The sequence below is a fragment of the Roseateles sp. genome (genome assembly GCF_965229315.1).
GTDB lineage: Bacteria > Pseudomonadota > Gammaproteobacteria > Burkholderiales > Burkholderiaceae_C > Pelomonas.
In genome coordinates, this window is the sequence record NZ_CBDDJA010000002.1 from 1,504,509 (window position 1) to 1,516,852 (window position 12,344).

Annotated in this window: 8 protein-coding genes and 1 tRNA gene; 7 read left to right on the forward strand and 2 right to left on the reverse strand. The window is 69.8% G+C overall.

The window, feature by feature from the left end; genetic code table 11:
- The first annotated feature begins 106 nt into the window (after positions 1-106).
- Entirely contained in the window at positions 107-2,020 is a 1,914-nt protein-coding gene (locus ACO07H_RS11760; protein ID WP_422014278.1) for a SurA N-terminal domain-containing protein, read from the forward strand.
- Between the two features lie 28 nt (positions 2,021-2,048).
- Positions 2,049-2,124, forward strand: a tRNA-His gene (locus ACO07H_RS11765).
- Between the two features lie 271 nt (positions 2,125-2,395).
- Here ACO07H_RS11765 and ACO07H_RS11770 read toward each other — a convergent pair.
- Positions 2,396-3,070, reverse strand: coding sequence for a hypothetical protein (locus ACO07H_RS11770; protein ID WP_422014280.1), 675 nt, complete (start codon positions 3,068-3,070; stop codon positions 2,396-2,398).
- Between the two features lie 196 nt (positions 3,071-3,266).
- On the opposite strand from ACO07H_RS11770, the gene ACO07H_RS11775 reads away from it, so the two are divergent.
- Positions 3,267-5,912 carry an ATP-binding protein gene (locus ACO07H_RS11775; RefSeq protein ID WP_422014282.1) on the forward strand — a complete coding sequence of 882 codons (2,646 nt, stop codon included), beginning with the start codon at positions 3,267-3,269 and terminating at the stop codon, positions 5,910-5,912.
- Here ACO07H_RS11775 and ACO07H_RS11780 read toward each other — a convergent pair.
- Positions 5,866-6,342 (reverse strand): Lrp/AsnC family transcriptional regulator, encoded by a 477-nt coding sequence (locus tag ACO07H_RS11780; protein WP_422014284.1) that lies wholly within the window; start codon positions 6,340-6,342, stop codon positions 5,866-5,868. The two genes, ACO07H_RS11775 and ACO07H_RS11780, sit on opposite strands and share 47 nt — an antisense overlap.
- Before the next feature lie 138 nt (positions 6,343-6,480).
- On the opposite strand from ACO07H_RS11780, the gene ACO07H_RS11785 reads away from it, so the two are divergent.
- From ACO07H_RS11785 to ACO07H_RS11800, 4 genes are all read left to right on the forward strand, one after another.
- Positions 6,481-8,724, forward strand: a complete 2,244-nt coding sequence (locus ACO07H_RS11785; protein ID WP_422014286.1) for an aminotransferase class V-fold PLP-dependent enzyme — start codon at positions 6,481-6,483, stop codon at positions 8,722-8,724.
- Between the two features lie 133 nt (positions 8,725-8,857).
- Entirely contained in the window at positions 8,858-9,292 is a 435-nt protein-coding gene (locus ACO07H_RS11790; protein WP_422014288.1) for a MarR family winged helix-turn-helix transcriptional regulator, read from the forward strand.
- Between the two features lie 11 nt (positions 9,293-9,303).
- Positions 9,304-10,851 carry a DHA2 family efflux MFS transporter permease subunit gene (locus tag ACO07H_RS11795; RefSeq protein WP_422014290.1) on the forward strand — a complete coding sequence of 516 codons (1,548 nt, stop codon included), beginning with the start codon at positions 9,304-9,306 and terminating at the stop codon, positions 10,849-10,851.
- Positions 10,852-10,856: 5 nt separating this feature from the next.
- Positions 10,857-12,341: an efflux transporter outer membrane subunit gene (locus ACO07H_RS11800; RefSeq protein WP_422014292.1), complete on the forward strand. Its 1,485-nt coding sequence runs from the start codon at positions 10,857-10,859 to the stop codon at positions 12,339-12,341.
- Positions 12,342-12,344: the final 3 nt, after the last annotated feature.

A 12,344-nucleotide genomic window follows, 5' to 3' on the forward strand; every position in this document is an offset into this window, starting at 1 on the left:
GGCAGTTGGCCGTCTCGCACTTAGAATGCGGCTCCCCTCGAAGGCGAACCCCGGTTCGCCTTCGTCGCGTTTGATCCGTCGCGTCTGATCCTCAAGGCTTTTCGAGATGTTTGAATTCGTCCGCGCTCACATGCGCCTGTTCCAGGGCATTTTGTTGCTGCTGATCCTGCCGTCCTTCGCCTTCGTCGGCATGCAGGGCTACACCAGCATGATGGGCGGCGCCAACGCGGGCGTGGCCACCGTCGATGGCCGCAAGATCACGCAGGCCGAATGGGACAACGCCTTGCGCGAGCAGACCAACCGCGTCCGCACCCAGAACCCGACCATCGATCCCAAGATGCTGGATACGCCCGAGGTCAAGCAGCAGGCGCTGGAAACCCTGGTCACCGAGCGCACGCTGCAGGCTGCGGCTGCGCATCAGCACTTCACGCCGAGCCCCGAGGCCGTCACGGCGAGGTTCTGGAATGATCCTCAGTTCGCCTTCCTGCGCAACCCGGATGGCACCGTCAACAAGGGAATGCTGGCCGCACAAGGCATGTCGCCTTCGATGTTCCTGGAGCGTCTGCGCCAGGACTATGGGCTTCGCCAGGTGCTGACGCCCGTGGAGTCGTCCACCGTGGCCGGCGCTGTCAACGCCAAGCTCGCGTTCGACGCGTTGCTGCAGCAGCGCGAGGTGCAACTGCAGCACTTCGACATCAAGGACTTCGCCGCCAAGATCAACCCCAGTGACGCCGACATCGAGGCGTTCTACAAGCTGCCGGCGAACGAACCCAAGTTCCAGTTGCCCGAGTCCGCCCAGATCCAGTACGTCGTGCTGGACCTCGAAGCGCTGAAGAAGGACGTCAGCTTCACCGAAGAAGACCTGCGCAAGTATTACGACGAGAACGCCTCGCGCTACGGTGTGCCCGAAGAGCGCCGTGCCAGCCACATCCTCATCAAGGTGGACCGCAGCGCCCCCGCCGCGGAACGCGCCAAGGCCAAGGCCAAGGCCGAGGAACTGCTGGCCCAGGTGCGCAAGAACCCGGCCTCGTTCGCTGAAGTCGCCAAGAAGAACTCGCAGGACGAGGGCTCGGCCGTCAACGGCGGCGATCTCGACTTCTTCGGCCGCGGTGCGATGGTCAAGGAGTTCGACGCCGCGGTCTACGCGATGAAGAAGGGCGAGATCAGCAACCTGGTCGAGACCGATTTCGGTTACCACATCATCGAGCTGACTGGCACCCGCGGCGGCGAGAAGAAGCCCCTGGAAGCCGTGCGGGCCGAGGTCGAGGCCGAGGTGCGCAAGCAACTGGCGCAGCGCCGCTACTCCGAGGCTGCCGAGCAGTTCGGCAACCTCGTCTACGAGCAGTCCGACAGCCTGCAGCCCGCCGCCGACAAGCTCAAGCTGCAGCTTCAGACGGCCAACGTGCAACGCCGAGCCCAGCCCGGTGCCGCCGGCCCCCTGGCGTCGCCCAAGCTGCTGGACGCCGTCTTCAGCGCCGAGGCGCTGCGCAACAAGCGCAACACGGAAGCCGTCGAAACCGGCCCCAACCAGCTCGTTTCGGCCCGCGTGGTGCAATACAGCCCGGCCCGCGTGCCGCCTCTGGCCGACGTGAAGGACAAGGTGCGCGAGCAGCTCATCCTCAAGCTCGCCTCCGAGCAGGCCAGGAAGGCTGGCGAAGCGCGCCTGGCCGCGTTGAAGGCCAATCCGGCCGACACCGCCGGCCTGGACGTCGCAACGACCGTGTCGCGTGCCAAGCCGCTGGGGTTGACGCGTGGCCAACTGGAAGCCGTGCTCGGCGCCGATGCCGCCAAGCTGCCTGCCGTGGTCGGCGTCGCCGCTGATGACGGCAGCTACATCGTTGCGCGCATCAACCAGCTCAAGCCGCGCGACGTGGCAGTCATCGACGACGCGCGTGCCGCTCAGCAGTACAACGGTGCCTGGGCCCGTGCCGAAGGCCAGGCCTACCTTGCAGCGCTGAAGTCCCAGTACAAGGCCGTCGTGAAGGTCGCCGCGCCGGCCTCTGCCGCCAGCGCACCCTGATTTCTGGGTTATACTTTTCGGCTCAGTGGTGGTTGTAGCTCAGTTGGTAGAGTCCAGGATTGTGATTCCTGTTGTCGTGGGTTCGAGTCCCATCAGCCACCCCAGAAATACACCTCATGGCACGCCATGAAGAATCAAAAGCCCCAGGCGCATCAAGCACCTGGGGCTTTTTTCTTGTCAGTTCTCATCACGACCACGCGAGTTACGCGTTCACCGTGCGCGCGAGCTTGATTCACGCTTGCGTGGATGCCGCATTGACAATCACCCTGCGGTCACTTTGACCTGCACCGCTGTTTCGATCCAGAAAATCCTCGACGGAAAACCGTGTCGTGCCTGACTTCCTGATGGGCATGCGTGCCTCCTGGATGTGCGTGTTCAGCGTTCGTCGCAGGTCAAGCTCACCACAGCAGCATCGGCAACCCGTGCACGGGTGCGCCGACCGGCGCGCTTCAGCCAGGTGCCGGCGTGATTGGAGCCACGCGCGGCCGCCCTGGCCAGCCGACGCTTGCGCAGCGTCACGCACAGGCTCAGCAGCGCCGCTCCCACCAGGGCCGGCGCGTCCGGCTCTGGCAGATCTTTGGCCATGAGGGGGGTCACTGTTTCGCCGCTGAATCGGCGGTAGACCGTGCTGGACAGGTCCGAGCCTTCCCAGCCGCCGACCACGGCGACCGTGCCGCCGGCATCGGTGAGGCCGGTGGCGAAGATGAAGTCGATCCAGGGCTGGTCCGCACCGTTGGCGGCCCAGGCCAGCGAATTGCCAATGCCCCACATGTCGATGTGCCAGGCGATGTTGTTGCCATCGGCCGAGTCGTAATGCCGGCTCAGGCCCTGGCTGCCGGCGGTGGTCTGGATGTCGAAGTCGCCGCAAACGCCCCAGGTCTGCTGGTCCACGTTCCACTGGCTCGCGTCGAAGGTGAACCAGCCGCTGGCCGTGCCGCCATCGTTGAAGGTGACGTTGTTCATCGTCCAGGTCACGGGATCGGCCTGGGCGACCAGGGCAGTCAGCGCAAAGCCGGCGGCGGCGATGGATGTGCTGAGCAGCGATGTCATGGGTGAGTCTCGGATGAAGCGCGTTCGCGGAAGCGGTGCACGGATGGCTTGGGAGGCCTGTCGCATGTCGAGGGCGGCCCCGGTGCGGCGGCAGTCTAGGAATGGCGGGTGCTAATCGGCGCTAATCGCCGGCCGCTGCGTCGCCACCCCCGCGAGTGAGGGGCGATGGCGTGGCTTAGGATGCCGGGCCCCAGCCATGACCGACCTGAATCCAGCCACTCGCGTTGCCGATGCGTCCGCCGACGAGGCCGGCTTTGCGCTGCGCTGCGGCGACATCGAGATCGACCGGGCGACGCGGCGGCTGCGCCGGCAAGGCCAGGCGCTGACGCTGGGGTCGCGAGCCATCGACTTGCTGCTGGCGTTGATCGACGGCCGGGCGCAGGTGCAGACGGCCGATGCACTGCGGGCCGCCGTCTGGCCCGATCGCGCGGTGGGCGACAACAACCTGCGTGTACAGATGACGCATCTGCGCCGGCTGCTCGGCGAGCATGCCATCTTGTACCGGTCCGGGCGCGGCTACCAGTTGCTGGCGGCGGTGCACGACGTGGCGCCTCAGCAGGCCGCGCCAGACCTGCGGCCCGGCAACCTGCCCGAGGCCCTGTGGCCAGTGCTCGGCCGCGATGGCTTGCTTGCCGAACTGGCGTTGCGCTTGCGACCGGGCGAGCGTCCGACGCTGGCGGGGCCGGGTGGCGCGGGCAAGACGGCGCTGGCCCTGGCCGCGGCGGCGCACGCAGCAGCGGCCTTTGCCGACGGCACGTGGTGGGTGGACCTCGCCGCGCTGCGTGACAGCAGCCAACTGCCCCACGCCGTGGCCAGCGCCTTGCAGCGGCCGCTGGCCCGCGAGAATGCGATGGAGCACCTGGCCAACGGGCTGGCCGGCCAGTGCCTGCTGCTGGTGCTGGACAACTGCGAGCACCTGCTGGCAGCCGCGGCAGCGCTGTCCGACCGCCTGTTGCACACGGCGCCCACCGTCGCGCTGCTGGCCACCAGCCGCCTGCCGCTGCGCAGCGCCGGCGAGCGGGTGATCGGAGTGCCGCCGCTGTCGCTGCCGCTTGAAGGCGACACCGATGCCGAGTCCGCGCGCGCCAGCGGCGCCGTGGCGGTGTTCGAGGCCAGGGCCCGTGCTGGCGACCCGCGCTTTCGTGTCACGCCGACCAACGCCGGCACGGTGGTGGAGGTGTGTCGCCGTCTTGACGGCCATGCGTTGGCCATCACGCTGGCTGCTGCGCTGGTGCCGGTGCTGGGGCTGAACGCCGTGCGCGACGGGCTGGCCGAGCGGCTGCGCTGGATGCAGCGTGCCGCGCCGGGCAGCGCGGCGCCGCAGCACCTGTCCCTGCAAGGCACGCTGGACTGGAGCTACGAACTGCTGAACCCCGCCGAACAGCGGCTGCTGCGCTGCCTGGGCGTGTTCACGGGCCGCTTTTCACTCGATGCCGTGGCTGCGGTGGCCGGCACCGACGCTGCCGCCTTGGCGAGGCCGCTGGAGTCGCTGATGGTGCACGGCCTGGTGAGCATCGACAGCGCTGGCCTGCTGGGCACGGACGAGGCGGTCGCGCTGCACACCATGCACGAGTCGGCGCGGCTGTATGCCCATCAATGCCTGGTGTCGGCGGGCGAGGCCGATGCTGCACGTGGTGCATTGGGCCGGCACCTGGTGACTCGGTTGCACCAGCCGTTGGCGCACCGGTCGGCCACGCCCACCCATGCCACGAAGACCTTGATGCGCCTGCTGCCCGACGCGCAGGCGCTGGTGGAATGGGCCACCGTTGCCGACCCGCCTCTCGCTGCGCACTTGTGCAGCCGGGGGGCCGACCTGTGGCGGCAGGTCGGCCAGCATGCGCTGGTGCGCCGGCTGGCCGCACCGCTGCTGGCGCGGCCGGTGACCGAGGCTGAGAGGGGCTTGCGCATCGAGCTGCTGCTCAGTCTGTGCCTCGTGGACTTCGAGCTCGAGGACAGGAATGCCGTGTTGGTCGGTGCGGCCGAAGTTCTGACGTTGGTCGGTGCTGCCGATGAAGTTGCCGATCCTGCGCGGCTGACGCAGCGCGGCATGGCGCTGGCCTGGCAGGCCAATCTGCATGCCACCAGCCGCCAGCCGGCGCTGAGCGAAGCGCTGTATGAAGAGTCGCTGGCGCTGTTCCGCCGTGCCGGCAATGCCCGGCGCGTTCGCGAGATGCTGAGCAACCTGGGCTGGGTGCTGCAAGCCCAGGGCAAGTTCGATGCGGCGCGGCAGGTGCTGAACGAGGCGCTGGATCTGGCCGTGGCTGATGGCGACGATTGGGGCCAGATGGTCTGCCACGAAAACCTGGGCGAGCTGGAGCTCGCCTTGCGCAGCCATGCCGCGGCGGCGGCGCATTTCGAGCGTGAGGCCGTGCTGGCGCGGCGCCGGCCGGACATGTTCCGCCTGGCTTACGCCCAGGCCTATCTCGGGTTGGCCTGCGCCGGCAGCGGCGACGGCGCCCGCGCGCTGGCCGCGCTGCACGAGGCGCTGCAGATTGCCACGCGCCACGGCTTTGCGCGCATGCAGGTTGAGGCCTGCTCCGCGCTGGCCGTGGCCTTCATGGGCCTGGGCGAGCCGGCAAAAGGCTATGCCGCGCTGTGTGCGGCACGACGCTGGCGTGCGCGCCACGGCGCAGCGACGAATGAGCTGTTCGATGCGCTGGAGCGCGACGTCGAGCAGCGCGCCCGCCATGACCTGAGCGACGCGGATTGCCGCCGCGCCCAGGCGCAGGGTGAGCTGCTGACGCCGGACGAGGCGACGGCCTGGGCCGCCGAAGGCGGCGGCACGGCGCCGCCCCTCAAGCCGCCTGCACGTAGCCCAGCGGCAGCGCCGTCGTCAACTTGAGTTCCTCCATCGCGAAGCTGGAGCTGACGTCGTGCAGCTGGGTGCCTGAGATCAGGCGCTTGTAGACCTTGTCATAGGCGGCGATGTCCGGCACGACGACGCGCAGCAGGTAGTCCACGTCGCCGCTCATGCGGTAGAACTCGACGACCTCGGGGATGGCCTGTACCGTGGCCTTGAAGGTCTCGAACCAGTCCTGCGTGTGCACGCTGGTGCGCACCGAGACGAACACCGTGACGCCGACGTTCACCTTGCGGGCGTCGACCAGCGCCACCTGGCGCGTGATGACGCCGGCCGCCTTCAGTCGCTGGATGCGCCGCCAGCACGGCGTGGTCGACAGGCCGACCTGCTCGGCAATCTGCGCGACCTGCTGTTCCGCATCATGCTGGAGGATTTCCAGAATCCGAACATCCAAGGCATCCAGTTTCATCATGTCGATTTTTGTGGGAATCTGGTTCCCATTTTGCGCGCCCTTGGCGCCGTGAACGCAAGCCTGTTCTCCACGCCCGTGAGCAGAATTGCCCCTGTCGGCGCCGGTGGTGCCTCATGCCCTACTTTTCACGACCGCCCCATGGAAATCTATCTCGACGCCAATGCCACGACGCCCGTGCTGCCCCAGGCCCGCGAGGCCGCGCTGGCCGCGATGGCCGAGGATTTCGGCAACCCCAGCAGCATCCACAGCACCGGCCTGAAGGCCAGGGCGATGATGGACGGCGTGCGCGCGCGCGCGCGGCGCGTGCTGGGTGCGGGCGGCGGCCGGCTGCTGTTCGTCAGCGGCGCGACCGAGGGCATACAGACAGCCGTGCTGTCGGCCCTGAGCGCGCTGCGCGATGCGGTGCTGAAGCCCGAGCTGCTGCTCTACGGCGCGACCGAGCACAAGGCCGTGCCAGAGGCCATCAAGCACTGGAATGCGCTGCTGGGCCTGAACCTGCCCGTGCTGGCCATCCCCGTGGGCCGCGACGGCCGCCACGACCTCGCCTGGCTGCGCGAGCACGCGCCGCGCGCGGGCCTGGTCTGCACGATGGCGGCGAACAACGAGACCGGCGTCATCAGCGACCTGGACGGCATCGCTGCGGCGCTGGCAGGCAGCCCGGCACTGTGGCTGGTGGACGGCGTGCAGGCGCTGGGCAAGCTGCCGCTGCGCCTGGCCGAGCGCCGCATCGCCTACGCGCCGTTCTCCGGCCACAAGCTCTACGCCCCCAAGGGCATCGGCCTGCTGTACGTGCGCGACGGTGCGCCGTTCACGCCGCTGCTGGCCGGCGGCGGCCAGGAGGGCGCGCTGCGTTCGGGCACCGAGAACATGTCGGGCATCGCCGCGCTGGGCGCCGTGCTGGCGGCGCTGGAGGACGGCCACAGCTTCCGCAGCCACGCCACGCTCGTCGCCTACCGGGACCGGCTGGCCGGCGCGCTGCAGCAGGCCTTCCCCGGCCTCGTGTTCAACGCGGAGCCCGACTTGTGCCTGCCGACGACGCTGAACTTCGCCGTGCCGGGCGTCAGCGCCAAGCTGCTGCTGGACCTGTTCGATGCGGCGGAGCTGCGTGTCAGCGGCGGTTCGGCCTGCAGTGCCGCCAAGGCCCAGCCCAGCTACGTGCTCGAAGCCATGGGCCTGCCGGCGTGGCAGACCGCGTCGGCCGTGCGCCTGTCGTTCGGCCCGGTGGCGGACGACGCCTTCATCGACGAGGCCTGTGCGCGCATCCGCGTTTGCGGCGAGTCGCTGCGCGAAAGCTGCCTGGACCCGAGCGCGCCCGGCCAGGCGCTGCCGGCCGACGGGCTGACCCGCTTCGTCGTCGATGGCGCCTGCTGCTACCTGCTGGCCGACGCCGTCAGCCGGCGCGCCGTCGTCATCGACCCGCTGCCCGAGCTGACGGAGCGCCTCGGCCAGTGGCTGAGCTGCCAGGACTACCAGCTCGCCGCAGTGCTGGACACGCACAGCCATGGCGACCACGCCTCCTCGGCGCATGAGCTGCTGGCCGCCGTGCAGCAGCCGCGCGGCGACGTGGACGGCCTGGGCTGGCCCAGCGGCGCGGACGTGATCGAGCTGGGCGCGCGGACGCTGACCCGCATCGCCATCCCCGGCCACACGCAGGACTCGACGGCCTATCTGCTGCATGACGAGGACGGCTTGCGCCTGGCCTTCGTCGGCGACACCGTGATGCCCGGCGCGCTGGGCCGCAGCGATTTCGAGCAGAGCGCGCCGCAGGCCTATGGCGCGTCGCTGCGTCGCCTGGAACAGGCCGTGGGCCCGCACACGCTGCTGCTGCCGGGGCACGACTACGACGACCGCTTCGCCAGCACGCTGGCCGTCGAGTGCATCGCGCAGCCGCTGCTGGCCGACGTGCTCGGCGGCCGCGTGGACGACGCCGGCTTCGCCGCCGCCAAGGCGCAGCTGGAGCAAGGCCTGGCGCTGACCGAGTACCAGACGGTGGCCTGCGGCGCGCGCATCGACAGCGGCTGCCCGCTGGCGTCCAGCGAACTGGCGCTGGACACGCTGCGCGGCATGATGCAAGAACACCCGGGCCTCGTGCTCGTGGACGTGCGCGAACCTTACGAACAGCGCCTGGGCCAGGCGCCGGAGCTGGGCGCGCAGGTGCGCCGGGAGGCGGTCGCGTTGTCCGGCCTGCCCAACGCGCTGGCGCGCTGGCTGGCCTTGCCGGCCGAGACGCCGGTGGTCTTCTTCTGCCGCAGCGGCAACCGCAGCGGGCAGGCGGCGCAGGCGCTGCGCCGGCTGGGGCACGGGCAGGCCTGGAGCCTGAGCGGCGGCCTGGCGCTGTGGCCGCGCATCGCCACGGCGGCGGACGCGGCGTTCGCCATCTGAGCCCCGGACCCCATCGAACCAACCCCCGCTACGGCGGGTTTTGCGTTTGCGGCGCTTGCAAGACGTCGTGCGTCGCGCCTACAATTAATTAGATATCTAATGATTAGCCAAAGAACAAGTAGCAGGCGAACCCATGGCTTCCACCGACGAGCGCTTTTCCATGGCGCTGCACAACACCGCCCGCATCTGGCGCCAGGCGATTGATCGCCGCCTGAAGGACCTGGGCGTGGGGCAGGCCGGCTGGATGGCCATCGCCAAGATCGCCAAGTCCAGCAGCATGCTGTCGCAGATCGAGCTGGCGAACCAGCTGGGTGTCGAGGGCCCGACGGTCGTCAGCCTCGTGGACCGCCTCGTGAAGGCCGACCTGGTCAGCCGCGTGCCGTCCGAGACCGACCGGCGCATCAAGCACATCGTGCTGACCGAGGCTGGCCAGGCGCTCTATGCCGAGGTCAAGACGGTGGCCGACGCCTACCGCAAGGAGATGTTCGCCGGCATCGACAAGGCGCGGCTGCTGGCCGCCACCGAACTGCTGGAAGAGCTGCAGGCCAAGGTCGAGGCCAGCCTGTGACGACCGCTGCCATGCCGCGTGCCGCAGCGTCGGCGCCCGAACTCAACCGCGTCATGATCACCGCGTCGATCATGCTCGCGACCATCATCCAGGCGCTGGACGGCACCATCGCCAACGTCGCGCTGCCGCACATGCAGGGCAACCTGTCCGCCTCGCAGGACCAGATCACCTGGGTGCTGACGTCCTTCATCGTCGCCTCGGCCATCACCATGCCGCTGACCGGCTGGCTGTGCGACCGCTTCGGCCAGAAGACCATCTTCCTCGTCTCCATCGCCGGCTTCACGGTCGCGTCCGTGCTGTGCGGCATGGCGGGCAACCTGACCGAGATCGTGCTCGCCCGCTTCATCCAGGGCGTGTTCGGCGCGGCGCTGGTGCCGCTGTCGCAGGCCGTGCTGCTGGACATCAACCCGCGCGAGAAGCACGGCCAGGCCATGGCCGTGTGGGGCATGGGCGTCATGATCGGCCCCATCCTCGGGCCGACGCTGGGCGGCTGGCTGACCGACGCCTACAACTGGCGCTGGGTGTTCTTCATCAACGTGCCGGTCGGCGCGCTGGCGCTGTACGGCGTGTGGAAGTACATCCCGGGCCTGCGCGCGGCACGCAAGATGCGCTTCGACGCGTTCGGCTTCGCCACACTCAGCATTGCCATCGGCGCGCTGCAGATGCTGCTGGACCGCGGCGAGCAGAACGACTGGTTCGCGTCCACCGAGACCTGGGTGGAGGCCATCCTGCTGGCCATCAGCTTCGCCTACTTCGTTGCGCACACGGCCCTGCGGCCTGCGGGGCAGTCGTTCTTCGACTACCGGCTGCTCAGGAACGGCAACTACGTCACCGGCCTGTTGTTCATCGCCATCGTCGGCATGGTGCTGTTCGCCACGCGCGCGCTGACGCCGTCGATGCTGCAGGGCCTGATGGGCTACCCGGCCGCGCTCGCCGGCCTCGTCACGGCGCCCAGCGGCCTGGGCACCATGCTGGCCATGCTGGTGGTCGGCAAGCTGGTGGGCAAGGTGGACGTGCGCCTGCTGCTGACGGCCGGCTTCGCGCTGACGGCGTTCTCGCTGTGGCAGATGAGCCAGTACACGCTGGTGCTGTCCCGCAGCGACATCGTCTGGCCCGGCATCATCCAGGGCATCGGCCTCGGGCTCGTGTTCGTGCCGCTGAGCACCGCCACCTTCGCCACGCTCGCGCCCGACATGCGGGCCGACGGCACGGCCATCTACAGCCTGGTGCGCAACATCGGCAGCAGCGTGGGCATCGCGCTGGTGCAGGCCTTCCTGACGCGCAACGTGCAGGTGGCCCACGCATCCCTCACCGAGCACGTCAACATCGCCAACCCCATGCTGCAGGACCCGACCGTGACGGCGGTCTACGGCTCCGGCGGCGTCGCGGGCGCCGCGCTGCTGAATGCCGAGATCACGCGGCAGGCCTCGATGCTGGCCTACATCGACGACTTCTGGATGATGTTCCTCGTCACGTTGGCGGTCATCCCGCTGCTGCTGCTGATCCGCCCGCCCAAGGCCCCACCCGATCCGTCCGCCGCGCATGCGGCGATGGAGTGATGTGCATGCTGTCCCGACTCAATCCCCTCAACCACACCTTCGCCTTGACGGTGGTGATGGCCGCGCTGTCGGCCGTGCTGCTGTGCTCCTGCGTCAGCATCCCGCCCGAGCCGCACGCGGTGGCCGTGCCTGATGCGGCCACGGCCGGGCTGCCCGCCGACATCCGCCTGAACGGCGCGAGCGCCTGGCCCGATGACCGCTGGTGGACGCGCTACGGCGACGCCCAGCTCGACGCGCTCGTGGACCGTGCGCTGCAGGCCAGCCCCACGCTGGAAGCCGCCGCCGCGCGCGTCAACGCCGCGCAGTCGGCCCTGGTCGTCAGCCGCGCCGCCGCGGGCGCCGAAGCCGGCGTGACGGCCGACGCCAACCGCCAGCGCTACTCCGCCAACGGTCTGTTCCCGTCGCCCATCGGCGGCGCCACGGTCAACGACTTCAACGTCAAGCTGCAGGGCCGCTACGACTTCGACCTCTGGGGCCGCAACCGCGCCGAGGTCGCCGCGGCGGCCGGCGAGGAATTCGCCCGCCGGGCCGAGGCTGCGCAGGTGCGCCAGGCGCTGGCCGGCTCGGTCGCCGCCAGCTACTTCGAGCTGCAGAGCCTGTGGGCGCTGGCGGCCAACCTGCGCGAGCAGGCGACGGCGCAGCAGGCCCTGTTGGACGACCAGGCGCGCCGCGTCGCGCATGGCCTGGCCTCGGCCGACGCGCCGCGTGCCGAATCGGCGCGACTGGCCGAGCTGCGCGCCCGCATCGCCGAGGCGGACGCCAGCGCCATCGGCCAGCGCGAGGCCTTGCGCGCGCTGCTGGGCCACGGCGACGACGCGCTCGCCAGCCTGCAGCCCCGTCCGCTGCCCACGGGCCAGGCCGCGCTGCCCCCGCAGCTGGGCTACGAGCTGCTGGCGCGCCGGTCGGACCTGCAGGCGGCACGCTGGCATGTGCAGGCATCGATGAGCCGCGTGGAGGCTGCCCAGGCGGCGTTCTATCCGCAGATCAGCCTGAGCGGCTCGCTCGGCCTGGACGCGCTCACGCTGCCGCGCCTGCTGGAGACGGCCAGCCGCACGTTCTTCCTCGGCCCGTCGCTGGCGCTGCCGCTGTTCAGCACCGGCACGCTGAAAGGCCAGCTGGGCGGCGCCCGCAGCGCCCGCGACGAGTTGATCGCCACCTACGATCAGCGCGTGCTGGACGCCGTGCGCGATGTGGCCCAGGCCGCCGCCGCGCTGCAAGGCCTGGACGCGCAAGCCCGCCAGCAGCACGAGGCCGCCGTGCAGACCGAGGCGCTGCAGCGCAGCGCGCAGGCCCGCCTGCGACAAGGCCTCGCGGACCACGCCAGCACGTTGCAGGCCGACCTGGCCGTGCTGCTTGAGCGCCAGGCCGGGCTGCAGCTGGATCGCCAGCGCCTGCAGACCGAAGTGGCGCTGACGCAGTCGCTGGGCGGCGGCTTCCATGCCGACGCCACGGCCCAGGCCCCAGCCCCCACCCAGATGTCCCGGAACTGAACC

Bases quoted from the DNA above. Each gene is read 5' to 3' on its own strand.
- ACO07H_RS11780 (WP_422014284.1), bottom strand. From the start codon at position 6,342: ATGATGAAACTGGATGCCTTGGATGTTCGGATTCTGGAAATCCTCCAG.
- ACO07H_RS11770 (WP_422014280.1), bottom strand. From the start codon at position 3,070: ATGACATCGCTGCTCAGCACATCCATCGCCGCCGCCGGCTTTGCGCTG.
- ACO07H_RS11785 (WP_422014286.1), top strand. From the start codon at position 6,481: ATGGAAATCTATCTCGACGCCAATGCCACGACGCCCGTGCTGCCCCAG.
- ACO07H_RS11775 (WP_422014282.1), top strand. From the start codon at position 3,267: ATGACCGACCTGAATCCAGCCACTCGCGTTGCCGATGCGTCCGCCGAC.
- ACO07H_RS11790 (WP_422014288.1), top strand. From the start codon at position 8,858: ATGGCTTCCACCGACGAGCGCTTTTCCATGGCGCTGCACAACACCGCC.
- ACO07H_RS11800 (WP_422014292.1), top strand. From the start codon at position 10,857: ATGCTGTCCCGACTCAATCCCCTCAACCACACCTTCGCCTTGACGGTG.
- ACO07H_RS11760 (WP_422014278.1), top strand. From the start codon at position 107: ATGTTTGAATTCGTCCGCGCTCACATGCGCCTGTTCCAGGGCATTTTG.
- ACO07H_RS11795 (WP_422014290.1), top strand. From the start codon at position 9,304: ATGCCGCGTGCCGCAGCGTCGGCGCCCGAACTCAACCGCGTCATGATC.